General features: G+C 68.1%; 17 protein-coding genes. 10 read left to right on the plus strand and 7 right to left on the minus strand.

What is annotated here, in order from left to right; genetic code table 11:
* The first annotated feature begins 3 nt into the window (after positions 1-3).
* From AC6R2M_RS04105 to AC6R2M_RS04120, 4 genes are all read left to right on the plus strand, one after another.
* Positions 4-918 (plus strand): cation diffusion facilitator family transporter, encoded by a 915-nt coding sequence (locus AC6R2M_RS04105; protein ID WP_500485751.1) that lies wholly within the window; start codon positions 4-6, stop codon positions 916-918.
* Positions 919-992: 74 nt separating this feature from the next.
* Positions 993-1,427, plus strand: a complete 435-nt coding sequence (locus tag AC6R2M_RS04110) for a pyridoxamine 5'-phosphate oxidase family protein (RefSeq protein WP_500485753.1) — start codon at positions 993-995, stop codon at positions 1,425-1,427.
* Between the two features lie 423 nt (positions 1,428-1,850).
* Positions 1,851-3,530 (plus strand): 2-isopropylmalate synthase, encoded by a 1,680-nt coding sequence (gene leuA / locus AC6R2M_RS04115; RefSeq protein WP_500485755.1) that lies wholly within the window; start codon positions 1,851-1,853, stop codon positions 3,528-3,530.
* A gap of 140 nt (positions 3,531-3,670) precedes the next feature.
* Positions 3,671-4,282: a hypothetical protein gene (locus tag AC6R2M_RS04120; RefSeq protein ID WP_500485757.1), complete on the plus strand. Its 612-nt coding sequence runs from the start codon at positions 3,671-3,673 to the stop codon at positions 4,280-4,282.
* A gap of 8 nt (positions 4,283-4,290) precedes the next feature.
* Here the strand turns inward: AC6R2M_RS04120 and AC6R2M_RS04125 are convergent, their stop codons facing one another.
* Both AC6R2M_RS04125 and AC6R2M_RS04130 read right to left on the minus strand, forming a co-directional pair.
* The gene (locus tag AC6R2M_RS04125; RefSeq protein WP_500485759.1) at positions 4,291-5,457 is read right to left on the minus strand and encodes a benzoate/H(+) symporter BenE family transporter; all 1,167 of its coding nucleotides are present in this window, start codon (positions 5,455-5,457) and stop codon (positions 4,291-4,293) included.
* Positions 5,458-5,545: 88 nt separating this feature from the next.
* Positions 5,546-6,502, minus strand: a complete 957-nt coding sequence (locus AC6R2M_RS04130) for a metallophosphoesterase family protein (RefSeq protein WP_500485761.1) — start codon at positions 6,500-6,502, stop codon at positions 5,546-5,548.
* A 56-nt stretch (positions 6,503-6,558) separates the two neighbouring features.
* Here AC6R2M_RS04130 and AC6R2M_RS04135 point away from each other — a divergent pair, with 56 nt between their 5' ends.
* Entirely contained in the window at positions 6,559-7,017 is a 459-nt protein-coding gene (locus AC6R2M_RS04135; RefSeq protein ID WP_500485763.1) for an NUDIX domain-containing protein, read from the plus strand.
* Between the two features lie 312 nt (positions 7,018-7,329).
* On the opposite strand, the gene AC6R2M_RS04140 is transcribed toward AC6R2M_RS04135, so the two are convergent.
* Positions 7,330-8,097: a lytic murein transglycosylase gene (locus AC6R2M_RS04140; protein WP_500487484.1), complete on the minus strand. Its 768-nt coding sequence runs from the start codon at positions 8,095-8,097 to the stop codon at positions 7,330-7,332.
* Positions 8,098-8,446: 349 nt separating this feature from the next.
* On the opposite strand from AC6R2M_RS04140, the gene hmuQ reads away from it, so the two are divergent.
* On the plus strand, positions 8,447-8,767 hold the full coding sequence (gene hmuQ, locus AC6R2M_RS04145) for a heme-degrading protein HmuQ (protein WP_500485765.1): 321 nt from the start codon (positions 8,447-8,449) through the stop codon (positions 8,765-8,767).
* Between the two features lie 75 nt (positions 8,768-8,842).
* Here the strand turns inward: hmuQ and AC6R2M_RS04150 are convergent, their stop codons facing one another.
* Together AC6R2M_RS04150 and AC6R2M_RS04155 are read right to left on the minus strand one after the other, a co-directional pair.
* Positions 8,843-10,333 carry an SLC13 family permease gene (locus AC6R2M_RS04150; protein ID WP_500485767.1) on the minus strand — a complete coding sequence of 497 codons (1,491 nt, stop codon included), beginning with the start codon at positions 10,331-10,333 and terminating at the stop codon, positions 8,843-8,845.
* A 317-nt stretch (positions 10,334-10,650) separates the two neighbouring features.
* Positions 10,651-11,397: a L,D-transpeptidase gene (locus AC6R2M_RS04155; protein WP_500485769.1), complete on the minus strand. Its 747-nt coding sequence runs from the start codon at positions 11,395-11,397 to the stop codon at positions 10,651-10,653.
* Between the two features lie 214 nt (positions 11,398-11,611).
* Here AC6R2M_RS04155 and cueR point away from each other — a divergent pair, with 214 nt between their 5' ends.
* A complete protein-coding gene (gene cueR / locus AC6R2M_RS04160; RefSeq protein ID WP_500485771.1) occupies positions 11,612-12,028 on the plus strand; it encodes a Cu(I)-responsive transcriptional regulator in 417 nt (138 codons plus the stop codon).
* Between the two features lie 52 nt (positions 12,029-12,080).
* Here the strand turns inward: cueR and AC6R2M_RS04165 are convergent, their stop codons facing one another.
* Entirely contained in the window at positions 12,081-13,067 is a 987-nt protein-coding gene (locus AC6R2M_RS04165; RefSeq protein WP_500485773.1) for a tripartite tricarboxylate transporter substrate-binding protein, read from the minus strand.
* A 74-nt stretch (positions 13,068-13,141) separates the two neighbouring features.
* On the minus strand, positions 13,142-14,098 hold the full coding sequence (locus AC6R2M_RS04170; protein WP_500485775.1) for a YeiH family protein: 957 nt from the start codon (positions 14,096-14,098) through the stop codon (positions 13,142-13,144).
* Between the two features lie 227 nt (positions 14,099-14,325).
* On the opposite strand from AC6R2M_RS04170, the gene AC6R2M_RS04175 reads away from it, so the two are divergent.
* The 3 genes from AC6R2M_RS04175 to AC6R2M_RS04185 all read left to right on the plus strand — a co-directional run bounded on the left by AC6R2M_RS04175 (position 14,326) and on the right by AC6R2M_RS04185 (position 16,763).
* Positions 14,326-15,072, plus strand: a complete 747-nt coding sequence (locus AC6R2M_RS04175) for a GntR family transcriptional regulator (protein ID WP_500485777.1) — start codon at positions 14,326-14,328, stop codon at positions 15,070-15,072.
* Positions 15,073-15,154: 82 nt separating this feature from the next.
* The gene (locus AC6R2M_RS04180; protein ID WP_500485779.1) at positions 15,155-15,478 is read left to right on the plus strand and encodes a UxaA family hydrolase; all 324 of its coding nucleotides are present in this window, start codon (positions 15,155-15,157) and stop codon (positions 15,476-15,478) included.
* Between the two features lie 7 nt (positions 15,479-15,485).
* Entirely contained in the window at positions 15,486-16,763 is a 1,278-nt protein-coding gene (locus AC6R2M_RS04185; protein ID WP_500485781.1) for a UxaA family hydrolase, read from the plus strand.
* Positions 16,764-16,803: the final 40 nt, after the last annotated feature.

The raw sequence follows: 16,803 nt of genomic DNA on the forward strand, positions 1-16,803 counted from the left end.
CCGGTGACCGAGACGTCCGCGACCGCGCGCCAGCAGGCGGCATTGCGGCTGGCGGCGGCGAGCGTCCTCGTGGCGCTCGTCGTCCTCGGCCTGAAATACGCCGCCTATGCCGTCACCGGCTCGGTAGCGCTGTTCTCCGACGCGCTGGAATCGATCGTCAACGTGGTCGCGGGCCTCGTCGCGCTCTGGGCCGTGTCGGTCGCCAACCGGCCGGCGGACACGGACCATCCCTTCGGCCACCACAAGGCGGAGTATTTCTCCGCCGTGGTCGAGGGCGTCCTCATCGTCCTCGCCGCGCTTCTCATCCTGAACGAGGCCTGGGGCGCCTATCGCGACCCCCGGCCGCTGGAGACGCCCTTTCTCGGCATGGCGATCAACGCCGGGGCGACGGCCATCAATCTGTTCTGGGCGACGTTCCTGATCCGCAAGGGACGAGAGCTGCGCTCACCCGCGCTCGACGCCGACGGCCGCCACATCATGACGGATGTCGTCACCTCGGGCGGCGTCCTCGTCGGCCTTCTCCTCGCCGTCGCGACCGGCTGGACGATCCTCGATCCGGCGCTCGCCGCGCTCGTCGCCGTCAACATCCTGCGCGAAGGCTTCAAGGTGGTGACGAAGTCGCTGTCCGGGCTCCTCGATCAGGCGCTCGACCCGGCGGACGAGGCGCGCGTGCGCGCCATCGTCTCGGCCCAGGCGGACGGCGCCATCGAGGTCCACGACCTCAAGACGCGCTGCGCGGCGAGCGCCGTCTTCATCGAGTTCCATCTGGTCGTGCCCGGCGAGATGACCGTCGGCGCCTCCCACGCCATCTGCGACCGCATCGAGGCCGCGCTCGAGGCCGAGTTCGAGGGCGCGCAGGTCATCATCCACGTCGAGCCGGACGACGAGGCCAAGCAGGTCGGGGTGCCGGTCCTCTGAGGGCCGAAAGTCGGCCGCTCGCATGGAGCGTCGTCGCCCATCGCGCGTTCCCCCGCTGAAACGGGAGTTCTCTCATGAGCGACATGACCTTGAAGGACATCGCCAAGGCGATGGCCGATATCGATTTCTGCATGCTGTCCACGCGCACCGAGGGCGGACAGATCGCCGCCCGCCCGATGAGCAACAACGGGCAGGTGGAGTACGAGGGCGACAGCTACTTCTTCTCCTACGAGGAGGCGCGGTCGATCTCAGACATTGAGCGCGACGCCAATGTCGGCCTGTCCTTCCAGGGCAAGAAGGGCCTTCTCGGCAAGCCACCGCTCTTCCTCGCGGTCGAGGGCAAGGCCGAGCTGATCCGCGACAGGGCCGAGTTCGAGAAGCACTGGGTCTCCGAGCTCGAATACTGGTTCAAGGACGGGATCGACACCCCGAACCTCGTCCTCATCAAGGTCCATGCCGACCGGATCCACTATTGGGACGGCACGGACGAGGGCGAGATCGCGCTCTGACGCTCCGGCGGGGCCGGACGGCGCGCCCGTCTGCTGCGCCATCCGGCCCATCGCACGCACCACGGTCGCTCCGCCTTCTCGAATCCACGCATCCGGCTCTCCCGGAACCGATCCCGATGGTCGGGTCGATGCCATCGCCTGTTGCCTTTCGTCCCCGGTCGCGGCATGTTCGCGCCATGAACGCCGCCGCGACCTCCTTTTCGGTCCACAGCCCCGCTTTTCACGCGGTGCGGCTTGCGCTCGGCCTTCTTCTCCTTAGCGGCGACCGCCGGGCCCGTTAGAAGGGGCGTCCGGCGGTCGAGCCGGCGCTTCTCCAGAGAAGACGTCCAAGTCCCTTCGGCTTCACTTCCAGACCGAAATGAAGGATGACGCGGCAACGCCGAGAGCGGCACGTCGTCATCGCCGACAAGGACGAGAACTCAGATGAGCACCACGCCCGTATCCCAGCGGCCGAGCGGCAAGTACCAGCCCTACCAGACGGTGGACCTGCCGGATCGCCAGTGGCCCTCCAAGCGCATCGAGAAGGCGCCTATCTGGTGCTCGGTCGATCTGCGCGACGGCAATCAGGCGCTGGTCGATCCGATGGGCCACGAGAAGAAGTCGCGCATGCTGGCGCTGCTCCTCGACATGCGCTTCAAGGAGATCGAGATCGGTTTCCCCTCCGCCTCGCAGACCGATTTCGACTTCACCCGCTGGGCGATCGAGCACGGCAACGTGCCGGACGACGTGTCGCTGCAGGTGCTGGTCCAGTGCCGGCCGGAGCTGATCAGCCGCACCTTCGAGAGCGTCGAGGGCGCCAAGCATCCGATCATCCACTTCTACAACTCGACCTCCGAGCTGCAGCGCCGCGTCGTCTTCCAGAAGGACCGCGCCGGCATCCGCCAGATCGCGGTGGACGCGGCGAAGATGATCATGGAGGAGGCGGCCAAGGCCGGCGGCGACTTCCGCTTCGAATATTCGCCGGAAAGCTTCACCGGCACCGAGATGGATTTCGCGCTCGAGATCTGCAACGCCGTCGCCGAGGTGGTGAAGCCGACGCCGCAGAACAGGCTGATCCTGAACCTGCCCGCGACGGTCGAGATGTCGACGCCGAACGTCCACGCCGACCAGTTCGAGTGGATGAGCCGCAACATCGACAACCGTGACTGCGTGCTGCTCTCGCTGCATCCGCACAACGACAGGGGCACTGCTGTCGCGGCGACCGAGCTGGGCCTGCTGGCCGGCGCCGACCGGGTGGAGGGCACGCTCTTCGGCAATGGCGAGCGCACCGGCAACGTCGATATCGTGACCCTGGCGCTGAACATGTTCACGCAGGGCGTCGACCCGGAGCTCGACGTCTTCGACGTCAACCGGATGAAGGACGTCTACGAGCACTGCAACCAGCTCTCGATCCCCGAGCGGCATCCCTATGTGGGCGAGCTCGTCTACACGGCCTTCTCCGGCTCGCATCAGGATGCGATCAACAAGGGTCTGAAGGCCAAGGAGACGGCCAACAAGCCGCTCTGGGAGGTGCCCTATCTGCCGATCGACCCGAAGGATGTCGGACGGTCCTACGAGGCGATCATCCGCATCAACTCGCAGTCTGGCAAGGGCGGCATCGCCTACATCCTGCAGGCCGATTACGGGCTGAACCTGCCGCGCGGGCTGCAGATCGAGTTCCGCGAGGACATCCAGCGCATCACCGACGAGGAAGGCAAGGAGCTGTCCTCCAAGCGCATACACGAGCGGTTCCTGGAGGCCTATGTCGAGCAGCCAGGCGCGCGGCTGGACTACGGGGAGCACATGACGCGTCTCGGCGACGGCGGGAAGGGTCGCGTCCTGGAGGCGACGATCCGCGACGGCGGGCGCGAGGTGACGATCGAAGGGCGCGGCTCGGGCGCGATCGAGGGCTTCGTCGACGCGCTCAACCGGCATCTCGGCCTCGACATGAGCGTCGTCGACTATTCGGAGCACTCGCTCGGCAAGGGCTCGGACGCGACGGCGATCACCTATATGGAGATCGAGCATTCGGGCGGGCGCGTCTTCGGCGCGGGGATCGACCAGAACGCGGTGGCCTCGTCGCTGCGGGCCATCGTCTCGGCCGCGAACCGCATCCTTCGCTGACGGATCGCTCGGGCGGCTTGCCGCCGCGCTCCGCCGGGCCGATCTGTTCGGCCCGGCACCAGCCTTGCGCGTTAGATGGTGAACGGCCCGCCCGGCGTGTTAACCCTCTTTCCGGGCGAAGGTTCTGAGACGAGAGCGCGATGGGCGAGGCGAGCGGGCAGAAGATGGCGGCGAACGGCACGAGGCGGCTCGCGGAAGCCGTGCGCGCCGCGAAGTTCGCGGCCGCCCGTCGCAGCGACGTCGTGGTCGATATCCGCGAGGCCGATCGCGCGCGCCTCGAAATCTTCGCCGAACAGCTCCAGCCCATCGCCGACGCCGTTCCGGCCGAGGACGACCTCTTCGACTTCACCTTGGCGACCGGCTCGCAGCCGCGCTACTGGGTGGACGGCACCGCCCATGTGATGATGGCGCGCGACCGGCGCACCTACCGCCTGTTGCGCGAGACCCGGCTGGGACGGGTCACCCTGGCGGAGTCGGCCGAGGTCGGCGAGATCGTCGATCGCGTGACCGACTACGTCGCCGAGCGGATCGTCGAACGCGACCGTGCCTATGCGATGATGGACGACATGGGCGGGCGCCTGTCCGCCCGCGCGGGAGCCCGCAGTGGTGAGGAGACCGCGCCGCTGGCCGCGTCGCCCGCTCGGCGGCCTTCGCTGGCGCCCTTCGCGGTGCTCTGGCTGATGATCGGCGTTCTGATCGGCGTTCTGGCCCTGATCGGGCTGGCCGCCCTGCGCGGCGTTCCCCTGATCTGAGGCTCCGTTCAGGACCGAAGGGCAATGCCCGCGCGCAGCAGGAACACGCCGCCGCCCGCGATCAGGCCCCAGACCGCCGCGCTGACCCCGAAGAAGGCGACGCCCGACGCCGTGACGACGAAGGCGACCGCCGCCGCCTCGCGCTCGGCCTCTCGCTCCATCGCGACCTTCACGCAGGACGAGAAGACGCCCAGAAGCGCCAGCCCCGCGATCGTGCCGACGAGGAGCGGAGAGCCCGCCGCGAAGGCGACGATGAGCGTCGCCGAGAAGCCGAAGAGAACGTAGAACAGGCCGCAGGACACGCCGGAGACCCAGCGCAGGCGCCGGTCCGGCCCCGCGATGTCGCCCGCGCACAGGGCCGCCGTCATGGCCGCCAGGATCACCGAATGCGCGCCGAAGGGCGCTGACAGGATGCCCAGCCCGCCGAGCGTCGCGAAGAGAGGGCGCGGCGCGGCGTCGAAGCCGTTCGCCTTCAGGATCGTCAGCCCCGGCACGTTCTGCGAGGCCATGGAGATGAGGAAGAGCGGGACGCCAAGGCCGACCATCGCCGAAAGATGGAACTCCGGCATGACGAAGACCGGCGCGGCCACGAGCGACGCGGGGATCGCGAAACCCTCCGGCACGTTCGCGACCATGAAGAAAGCGGTGACGGCCGCCGCAACGGGAATCGCGAAGAAGGGCGCGAGGGCCGAGACGACCAGGAACGTTGCGATGATGACGCCGGCCTCGACCGGCATCTCGGCGAGCGCGCGAACGGGCATGAGGCAGAGCGGCAGGAGGATGCCCGCGAGCACCCCGTTCGTCAGCGTGGTGGGAATGCTGGCGATGGCGCGCGCCAGCGGACTGACGAGCCCGGCGATCAGGGTCAGCGCGCCCGCCACGATGAAGGCGCCGACGGCCCCGGCGAAACCGCCCTCGGGGACGCCTGCCGCCGCGAGGAAGGCGGCACCCGGCGAGGACCAGGCGATGTTCATCGGAATGCGCGAGACGAGGCTGTAGACGATGCCGCCCAAACCCATGACCAGCGAGATGACGAGCAGGCCCGACGCCGCCTGCTCGGGGCTCGCGCCGACCGCGACCAGCCCCTGCAGGATGACGGAGAAGGTGGAGGAATAGGCGACGAAGGCGGCCAGGAAGCCGGCGGTCGCGGGAGCCAGGAGGGAGCGCGCGTTCAAGACGGGATCGGGCCGGAAGGCGAGGGGTGGCGGACTTCGGATCGCATCGCCGGATAAACCTTCTCGGCGAACGGGAGCGGCCCCGGCCTCAGCCCGTCCCGGCCATGGGAAGGTCCTCGCGCGGCCGGGCGTCGACCGCGCGGCCGTCCGACAAGAGCTCGCGCTCGCGGATCCAGTCGATCCCCGCGCCGTCGGCGCGATGGCCGCGCTCGCGCTGCGTCAGCGTCCAGTGCCCCGGCTCGCCGTCGATCTCGAAGAGATTGTAGCGCGAGGCCGGCTTCTCGCCGCCATGCGACTGGCTGGCGCTCGGCACGCCGACGACCGGCACCTTCTCGCCGAGCGGGCCGGTGAGCCAGTAGAGCGTGTCGAGATGGGTGTGGCCGTGCAGGACGAGCTCGGCGCCGAGGTCGCGGATCACCTTCGAGAAGAGCTGCTTGCCGACGAGGCGCTTGGACCACGCCGCCGCGCCCGAGATCGGCGGATGATGGATGAGGACGATGCGGAACAGGCCCTTCTCGCGCGCCTGCCGCAGGAGCCGGGCGGTGGCCAGCGCCTGGCTGCGCTTGAAGGAGCCGGTGGCGAAGAAGGGCGCGGTGGCCTCGGCGCTGGAGACGCCGACGATGGCGACGTTGCCGCGCACCCGCAGATAGGGGAACTTGCGCATCCCCCGGCGGTAGCGGTCGCCGATCAGATAGGGGTGCCACTCGCGATAGGCCCGGTTCAGCGCGCCGGGAACGTAGGCGTCGTGATTGCCGGGAACGACCGACACCCAGTCGGGCGTTCCGAGATCGGCGAGCCACTCCTTGGCGCCCTCGACCTCCTTCTTGGTCGCGAGGTTGACGAGATCGCCCGTCACCGCGACATGGTCGGGGCTCTGGCTCTTCATGTCGTCGACGAGGCGGATCAGCGTGTCGCCGAACATCGCCTTCTTCCGGTTGCGCTGCCAGTTGATGTAGCCGGTGATGCGCTTGGTCGCGAGTTCGCGGAGCGACAGTTCCGGAAGGGGGCCGAGATGGATGTCGGAAAGATGCGCGAGCCGGAACATTGGGTCCATTCTAAGCGCCGGGGCGCGCGAGGGAAGGGCGGGAGCGGCGCAAAGCGATGATCGGCAGGCTTTATCTTCGCGGGCTGCATCTGGCCCATCTGGCGAGCCGGCCGCTGACGCTGGGCGTTCGCGGCGCGGCCTTCGACGCGCAGGGGCGCGTCTTCCTCGTCCGCCACACCTATGTGCGCGGCTGGTATCTGCCCGGCGGCGGCGTCTCGCCGGGTGAGACGGCCGAGACCGCGCTCGCGCGCGAGCTGGCCGAGGAGGGGCACCTGACCTTCGACGGAGCACCCGCGCTTCGATCGGTGCACCTCAACCGGTCGGCCTCGCGGCGCGACCACGTCCTCTTCTACCGCATCGACGGCGTGCGTCAGACCCGCGAGCGCAAGCCCGACCGCGAGATTGCCGAATGCGGCTTCTTCGCGCTCGATGCGCTGCCGGAGGGCGTCACGGATGCGACGCGGCAACGGCTCGACGAGCTGGCGACGAACGGCGCGCCCGACCCGTTCTGGTGAACGCTGTGCGGACGGACGCGGCAAATGAGAGCGCCGCCCGCACCGTTCGATGACGCGGCTCCGGGATGCCGAGTCGAAGTTTAGCGACGCGTCGCCGGTGCCGCGCCGTAGAACAGCGTGGTCGAACCGTCGGGATTGTGGACGAGATAGTAGGACGGAATCATAGCGAGGCTCCTCCCAAAGCCGATCCGATCATCGGACCGGCATGAAGGATGATGCGGATGCCGGGGTTAATGCAAGATGAACCCCGGCCTTCGCGATTTCAAAGGGTTGGAGTGTTGTGCGGCGGTCACATTCCGCCGCGCCCGATGGCTACTGCGCCAGCCGCGAGGCGAAAAGGGCGAGGGCCTGCTGGTACACGCCCGCGCGGTTCCAGTCGCGCAGGCGCGCGAAGTTCGGCTGGCCTTCCATGTAGCCGGCGCCCGGCTGCCAGCCGTGCTGGCGCAGGAAGTTGGCGGTGGAGGCCAGAACGTCGGCGCGCGAGCGGATGAGGTCGCGGCGGCCGTCGCCGTCGCCGTCCACCGCGTAGCGCAGATAGTTGGAGGCGAGGAACTGCGTCTGGCCGATCTCGCCGGCCCAGGCGCCCACCATGTCCTGCGCGCGCTTGTCGCCGCGATCGACGATCTGCAGCGCGGCGAAGAGCTCGTTGGTGAAGAAGTCCGAGCGGCGGCAGTCGTAGGCGAGGGTGGCGAGCGAACGGAAGATGTTCATGTTGCCGGAGTTGGCGCCGAAGCCGGTCTCCATGCCCCAGATCGCGACGAGAATCTCGCGCGGCACGCCGTACTGGCGCTCGACGCGGTCGAGCAGCTGCGCGTTCTCCGCCATGATGCGTTTGCCGCGCTGCACGAAGGAGGCCGGCGCGCGGCGCTGCATGAACTCGTCCAGCGACAGGCGGAAGGAGCGCTGGTTGCGGTCGAGCCGGATGACCTCCGGGTTGTAGGTCACGTTCAGCGCGCTCTGGAGGGTGCCCTGCGAGATGCCGGCCTGGGCGGCGGTCTGGCGGAAGCTCTGCAGCCAGCGGTCGAAACCGGCGCCCGTGTCGCCGCAGCTCTGGGCGAGGGCAGGGGCGGCGGAGAGCATCAGCGCGCCGGCGGCGAAGAGGGCGCGGCGGACGGAGGCGGCAAGTTTCGGCTTCACGGGGTTCGCTCCTTGAAAGCGGGTCGAGGGCGCGCGCGAACAGCGCCTCGCGACGGATGCGTCTTCAGTTGCGGCGACTATCGTCGATAATCGACACCAAAAGGTTTTCGTAGTGCCGCAAGGCGACAGGCCGCAAATGATATGGCGGGCGAACGATCACTCTTTTGCGAAAGCGCCGTGGCAGAGGCGCGGGGCGCGCCGAAGAATCTCAGGCGTTTCCCGCTTGCGGCAGGTGTCGCGGGCCGCGATCTATGACAGAAGCGAAGCCGTATCAAAGAGGAGTATTCAATTCATGTTTATCGCCATGAACCGCTTCCGGGTCATCAAGGGTGCGGAGGCCGAGTTCGAGGAGATGTGGCTGAAGCGCGAATCGCATCTGCACAAGCTACCCGGCTTCGTGGAGTTCCACATGCTCAAGGGCCCGGAGAACGAGGACCACCGCCTCTACGCCTCGCACACGGTCTGGCGCTCGAAGGAGGATTTCGAGGCCTGGACGCGGTCGGACTCGTTCCGCGCGGCCCATGCCAATGCGCGGCCGTCCAAGTCGCTCTATCTCGGCGGGCCGCAGTTCGAGGGATTCGAGTCGATCCAGAAGATTTCCGCCCCCGCCTGAGGGCGGGAAGTCGGTGGGAGCGGTGACGCACCTTGAACCGGCGCGGGAGGGACTCGCGCCGGCTCAAGCCGTTCGTCAGTTGGCCCCGGTCGCCCAGGTCGGCAGCTGGCCGATCGTGACGCCGAAGAAGGTGATCATCAGCCAGTAGCCGAGCGAGGAGATCACGACCACGCTGAGAAGGTTCAGGCCGAGACCCTGACGCGCCATCTGCGGGATCGTCACGAAGCCCGAGCCGAACACCAGCGCGTTGGGCGGCGTCGCGACGGGCAGCATGAAGGCCATGGAAGCCGCGAGCGCCGCCGGAACCGTCAGGAGCAGCGGATTCTCGCCGAGATTCACCGCGAGCGCGGCCAGAAGCGGGATGAAGGCCGCGGCCGTCGCGGTGTTGGACGTGAACTCCGTCAGGATCAAGACGACGGCGGCCACGAGGATGACGATCCCGATCAGCGGGAGGCCCGTCGCCACGGAGCCGAGCTGCGCGCCGATCCACACGTCGAGACCGGTCTGGGTGACGGCGGAGGCGAGGCTGAGGCCGCCCCCGAAGAGGATGAGAACGCCCCAGGGCAGGCGCTTGGCCGTCTCCCAGTCGATCAGCGCGCCGCCGTCCCGGTCGCCGGACGGGATCACGAAGAGGGCGAGCGCCGCGAGGATCGCGATGGAGGTGTCGTTCAAGCCCGGAATGAAATCGTCGAGAACCGTGCGGAAGGTCCAGGCGAGCGCGGTGACGACGAACACGATGCCGACCCGGATCTCGGCCGGCGACCAGGAGCCGAGCGCGGTCAGCTCGCGGGCGAACAGGTCCGAGGCGTTGGCGATCTCGCCACGGTCGAGCCGGATGGTGACCCGCGTCAGGAGCAGCCATGCCCCGACCAGCATGACGAGCGCGATGGGAACGCCGACGATCATCCAGCGGCCGAAGCCGAGATCGTAGCCATAGGTCTGGTTCAGCGCGCCGGCCAGAAGCGCGTTCGGCGGAGTGCCGATCAAGGTGGCGACGCCGCCGATGGAGGCGCCGTAGGCGATGCCCAGCATGAGCGAGAGCGAGAACTTCGCCGAGCCCTCCTGATGGGTCATCAGCCCGGCGACCGAGACGGCGACCGGCAGCATCATCACCGCCGTCGCGGTGTTCGAGACCCACATGGAGACGAAGGCCGTCGCGAGCATGAAGCCGCCGACGATCCGGTGCTGCTGCGATCCCGTGCGCGAGACGATGTTGAGGGCGACGCGCCGATGCAGGCTCCAGCGCTCCATGGCGAGCGCGAGGACGAAGCCGCCGAGGAACAGGAAGATGATCGGGTCGCCGTAGGGCGAGGTCGCCTGACCGGCCGATGTGGCGCCGAGCGCCGGAAAGAGGGCGATCGGGATCAGCGCCGTGGCGGGCACCGGGATCGCTTCGGTGATCCACCATGAGATCATCAGCGCCGCGACGGCCACCACGGTCCAGGCCTGCGGCTCCAGCCCTTCGGGCGCGGGAAGAAGGGAGAGGACGAGGAAGATCGCCGCGCCGATCAGGATCGGGATCGGCTTGAACGGGAAACGATCGCGGTCCGAGGTCTTCTCGCTCATCTGTCCTGTCCTCCATTCGCCTGCGGCGTGTCGCCCGCTGGTCGGCTGCTTTTTGCGACACGTCCAGACACCAGGGGGCGAATTTGCCCGCGCCAGACACGTGAGAGCGCCGTGCGTCTTTTCGGACGCACGAAGGTCGCTCTATCTCATCGAATCTACGCTTCAGGCTTTCCGAAAATCGAATCCGATCTTCGGGCCGACGCTGTAAGCGACCAACAAATCCGTGATCTCGATGCCGGAGGCCTCAAACGAAAGGGCGGGACGCTTCCCCCGAAGCGTCCCGCCCGGCGGGTCCCCCGCCTTCGTGTTCGAATGTCTTAGGCGACGCGCTTGGACGCCAGCGTCTCGCCGGGGTTGAGAACGACGACGCGGGCGTTCAGCGGAACGCGCTCGTAGAGGTCGATCACGTCCTGATTGATCAGGCGGATGCAGCCGGACGAGACCGACTTGCCGATCGACCACCATTCCGGGGTGCCGTGAAGGCGGTACAGCGTGTCCTTGTTGCCCTGCCACAGATAGAGCGCGCGGCTGCCGAGCGGGTTCATCAGTCCGGCGTCCATGCCGACCTCGTTGCCGTAGGGCGCGAGTTCGGGGCGGCGCTGGATCATCTCGGCCGGCGGGAACCAGCGCGGCCAGTGCTGCTTGTCGCGCACATAGGCCTCGCCCGACCATTCGAAGCCGGCCTTGCCGATGCCGATGCCGTAGCGCATCGCCGTGCCGTTGGCTTCGATCACGTAGAGGAAGTGGTTGCCCGTATCCACGACGACGGTGCCGGCCGGAAAGCCCTGGCCGTTGTAGGCGACGCGCTGGCGCAGGAAGCGCGGGTCGATTCGCTCCGTCGGGATCGCCGGAAGCTGGAAGGACGCGTCCGTCACGGCGGCGTAGGCCGAAGGCTGGACCGCGCCGAGCGGGCCGCCGCCGAGCGTGTTCACCGGGTCGGCCGCAAAGCTCGTGACCCCGGGAACGCTGGTCAGATTGGCCTGCTCGCGGGTCTGCGCGGTGCATCCGGCAAGGGCGACGGAGGCCAGAAGGGCGAAGATCAGGGAAGGCGAGGAAACGCTCATGGATCGGTCCGGCAAGCTGCTGACGAAAGCGCCGGCCGGCAGCGTCGGCCTCGCTGTGCCCTGTCTATGTCCGCGGTCGTCCCGGGCGCAACGATAGAGCGTATACGACATGAGGGTTGAGGGAAGCTTGTGTCGGCAGGAGCACAGTTGACGTCCGTGCCATGCGCGACATCTCGTTGCCGGGACGCGACATTTCGGCGATCGGGGTCTTTCGATGAACATCGGTGAAGCATCGAGGCGTTCGGGCCTGCCGGCCAAGACCATCCGTTACTACGAGGAGGTCGGGCTGGTCCGCCCGGCCCGTGCGTCGAACGGATATCGCGACTATGCCGAGCGCGACGTTCACCTTCTCCGCTTCCTGCAGCGCTCGCGTTCGCTGGGCTTCTCCATCGAGGAGGCGCGCAAGCTCCTGTCGCTCTACAGCGACGACCTGCGCCACTCCGAGGACGTGCGGCGCATGGCCAAGCGCCGGATCGCCGAGATCGACCGCAAGGTCGAGGAACTGCACTCTCTGCGCCGCGCGCTCGCGGTCCTCGTTGAGCGCTGCGCGGGCGGGGACGGGCCGGACTGCCCGATCCTCGACGAGATCGCGGGCGAGGACCGCGAGAAGGTCGCGGCCCCGGCCCATTGAACGGAGCGCCCGGGGCGGGGAGCATCGCCGCCCGTCCCGAGCCCTCGCACCGTCAGTTCGCGTAGACGCCCGCGCGCTGGATGACCGGGCCCCAGAAGTCGATCTGGGAGGAGAGCCGTTCGGCCAGGGCCTCCGGGGTCGCCTCTTCGGGCGTCACCGCAGTCGTGCTGATCGCGGCGAGCCGCTGCAGCACCGCTTCGTCGCCGAGCGCCGAAACCAGGGCCGCCTGCAGCCGCTCGACCACAACGGGGTCCATCCCGGCCGGTCCGAAGAGCCCGTGCCAGACGCTGATCTCCACACCCTCCAGCCCGCTTTCGGCCGTGGTCGGAAGATCGGGGAGGTTGGCGACCCGCTCCCTCGAGGTGACAGCGTAGCCCTTCACGTCGCCCGACAGGATCTGCGGGACCGTGTTGGTGGTCTGGTCGCACATGAGATCGACCTGTCCGCCGAGAAGGTCCGTCATGGCCGGACCCGTCCCCTGATAGGGCACCGTCGTCATCGCCGCGCCCGTCGCCTCCTGGAAGATGATCCCGCACAGATGCGACGCCCCGCCGATGCCGCCATGGGCGTAGGTCAGGTTCTCTCCCTGCGTGCGGATCTCCTGCAGGAGCGATGGCACGTCGTCGGCCGGGAAGTCGCGCCGGGCGATGATCGTCATGGCGGCGTCGGTCGCGAGGCCGATCGGCGCGAAATCCTCGACGGGGTCGAAAGGCAGATTGGCGTAAATCGCCGGGCCGATCGCCTGCGCGATGTGGCCGAGGAGCAGGGTGTAGCCGTCGGGCTCGGCCGCCGCCACGCGCCCCGCGCCCACCGTGCCGCCCGCACCGCCGACATTCTCCACCAGCACCTGCTGGCCGAGTTCGCCGCTCATGGACTGCGCGATGACGCGGGCGACCGTGTCCGAAGGACCGCCGGCCGAGAAGGGAACGATCAGGACGATCGGCTGGGTGGGATAGGCTTCCTGCGCCTTCGCTCCGCCCGACAGGGCAAGCAGGGCCGCCGTACAGGCCCAGATTCCGGACGTGCTTCTCCGATGCATGCTTTTCCTCCCATGGAGCCCGTGCCCGCGACTGACGGCAAGCTTACCGGGGGATGCTGCCCCGATGGCAGCAATCAGACGATCGTCAGGACGACGATCGCTAGAAAAGCGATCCACGCCGTCTCCGCGACGACGAGGAAGAGAGCCTTGGGGCCGATCGTCAGGACCTGGCCGAGCATGGTCTTCATGCCCAGAGCGGCGATGGCCGAGACCAGAGCCCAGCGGGAGAGATCGGTCAGGAAGAGGGCGAGCGTGGGAGGCACCAACCCGGCGCTGTTGACGACGACGAGGAGGACGAAGGCGATGAGGAAGGGCGGCAGGCCGATCCGGCCCTTGCCGCTGCCCCGCGCCAGCACGAAGGAGATGGACAGCACGACGGGCACCAGCATGGCGACGCGCAAGAGCTTGGTCAGCGTCGCCGCGTCGCCGGACTGCGTCGAGATGCTGTAGCCGGCGCCGACGACCTGAGCCACGTCGTGGATGGTCGCGCCGAGGAAGATGCCGGACTGGACGTCGCCGAAGGCGCTCTGCTGAAGCAGGACCGGATAGACGACCATCGCGACCGTGGAGAGCGTGGTCACCGCCACGACGGTGAAGATCGTGTCGGTCTCCCCTTCGCTGCCCTCGCGCTTGGGCAGCACCGAGGCGATGGCGAGCGCGGCGGAGGCGCCGCAGATCCCGACCGCTCCGCCGGTCAGGAGGCCGAAATTGCGGTCGAAGCCGAGAAGGCGCGCCAGAAGGATGCCGATCCCGATCGTCGTCGCGACGCCGAGGATGGCGAGAAGGATCGGCGAGGGACCGAGCTCCATCGCGTCGCCGACCGTGATGCGCACGCCCAGCAGCGCGACCCCGAGCCGCAGGACGGAGCGTGCGGTGAACTCGATGCCCGGCTTGGCGGGCCCCTCGGCCGACATGAAGTTGAAGGCGATGCCGAGAAGCAGCGCGAACAGGATCACCGGCCCGCCGTAATGATCCGAGAGAAACGTCGCGGCAAGGCCGATCACGACCGCGAGAAGGACACCGGGCAGCAATTGCCGCGCGCCTTCGATCCGGGCGCGAAGCCCCGTGGCTGTTGGAGGGACGGGCTGTTCTGGCATCGAATTTGGTCTGTCCGGCGCCGGGCGGTCGTTCGGGAGCCTTAGCTACGCACAGCCTCGTCGCGCTGTCGAGAGGGTGCTATAAGATATAAGACCTGGTCGGCCGGTGCCCCGTGCCTGTTCGACGACGGGTGACACGCGTTGCAGCGCGGGAGGCGGGAATGGACGATCGTCGGCCGGAGGCGTCGGACGGGGAGGGCGGGTTCGGTTTCCGCCCTCTCTACCGACAGGTTCGCGACATGCTGATCCGCCGGCTCGTGGACGGGGTCTGGGCGCCCGGCGATCCGTTGCCCAGCGAGATGCAACTCGCCGCCGAACTCCGCGTCAGTCAGGGAACGGTGCGCAAGGCGCTGGACGCCATGGCGGCGGAGAACCTCGTCGTCCGCCAGCAGGGGCGGGGCACGTTCGTCTCCCGCCACGACGACGAACGCATCATGTTCCAGTTCTTCAAGCTTGTCCCGGACGAGGGCGATCGCGCGTTCCCGCTGAGCCGCATCCTGTCCGTCGCCCGCGCCGATCCGAGCGACGAGGAGCGAGAGGGGCTGAGCCTGGAACCTGCGGACGAGGTGGTGCGCATGCGTCGCTCGCGTTCGGTCGCGGGCCACCCGGCGATCGTCGAGACGATCGCGGTGCCCGCCCGTCTGTTTCCCGAGATCGAGCTGATGGAGCTACCGAACAATCTCTACGGCCTCTACACGCTGCATTTCGGCATCACGATCTCCCATTCGCAGGAGCGGCTGAAGGCGGTCGCGGCCTCGCCCGAGGATGCCGAACTGCTGGGGCTTCGCCCCGGTGCGCCGGCGCTTCAGATCGCGCGCGTGGCCTTCTCGCTCGACCGGACGCCGGTGGAATGGCGCCGCAGCGTCTGCTCGACCGAGCACGTCCACTATCGGTCCGAGCTGCGATGACGCCTGTCGGGACCGCGCCTTGACGCTTCCAAAGTGAGGTGTCTTATATAAGACCATCACGAATGCTGGGAGGAGCTTCGCCATGAGCGCAGGTGGATCGGTGCAGTACGGGGCGGGCGGACGGAACCCGCACGTCCTCGCCCACAGTCCGAAGGACAACGTCGCCGTCGCGGTGATCGAGGGGCTTTCGGCCGGCACGAAGGCCTTCGGGGTCGTGACCGAGAACGACACGACCTTCGAGGTCGATGTGAAGCACGACATTCCGATCGGCCACAAAGTGGCGCTGACCGACCTGAAGGCCGGCGATACGGCGATCAAATACGGGCAGGACATCGGAAAGATCGTCCAGGACGTCGCCAAGGGCGAACACGTCCACGTCCACAACGCCAAGACCAAGCGCTGGTAGGCCCGTCATGTCCCATCTTTCCAATTCGACTTCCGCAAACGCCGACGGCTTTCCGGGCGGCGCGCCCGACCAGTTCTCGACCGCCGCGCTTTCCACCGCGCGCGCCTCGGCGGACGCCGCCAACGCCACCTTCATGGGCTGGCGCCGCGAGAACGGCCGGGTCGGCGTGCGCAACCACGTCGTCATCCTGCCGCTCGACGATCTGTCGAACTCGGCCTGCGAGACCGTCGCGCATCAGGTGAAGGGCACGATGGCCCTGCCGCACGCCTATGGCCGGCTGCAGTTCGGCGAGGATCTGGAGCTCTTCTTCCGCACCCTCATCGGAATCGGCTCGAACCCCAACGTCGCGGCCGTCGTCGTCATCGGCATCGAGGACCAGTGGACCAACCGCGTCGTCGAGGGCATCGCCAGGACCGGCAAGCCGGTCGTGGGCTTCGGCATCGAGGGGCATGGCGACATCGCCACCGTCGCCAAGGCGTCCTACGCGGCCAAGCGCTTCATGCAGTGGGCGAGCGAGCTCTCCCGCGAGGAGTGCCCGATCTCCGATCTCTGGGTCTCGACCAAATGCGGCGAGTCCGACACGACGACCGGGCTCTCCTCCTGCCCGACCGTCGGCAACATGTACGACAAGCTGATCCCGCACGGCATCTACGGCGTCTTCGGCGAGACGTCCGAGATTACCGGGGCCGAGCATCTGTGCAAGGAGCGCGCGGCGTCTCCCGAGATCGCGGAGAAGTGGTACGCCATGTGGAAGGCCTACCAGGACGACGTGATCGAGGCGCACAAGACCGACGACCTGTCCGATTCCCAGCCGACCAAGGGCAACATCGCCGGCGGTCTGACGACGATCGAGGAGAAGGCTCTCGGCAATCTGGAGAAGATCGGCCACGACTGCCGCTATATCGACGCGCTGGAACCGGCCGAGGCGCCGGCCAAGGGACCCGGCCTCTACTTCATGGACACGTCCTCGGCCGCGGCCGAATGCGTGACGCTGATGGCGGCGGCCGGCTACGTCGTCCACACCTTCCCGACGGGGCAGGGCAACGTCATCGGCAACCCGATCGTGCCGGTCATCAAGATCACCGGCAATCCGCGCACGGTCCGCACGATGGGCGAGCATATCGACGTCGACGTGTCGGGCGTCCTTCGCCGCGACATGACGATCTCCGACGCCGGCGACGCGCTCATCGACATGGTGGTGCGCACGGCCAACGGGCGTCTGACGGCGGCCGAATCCCTCGGCCATCGCGAGTTCGTGCTGACCAAGCTCTACCGCAGCGCCTGATCCGCGCATCCGGTGGCCGCCCCTCGACGGCGGCCACCGG

It is taken from the genome of Aureimonas sp. CAS, assembly GCF_059838215.1.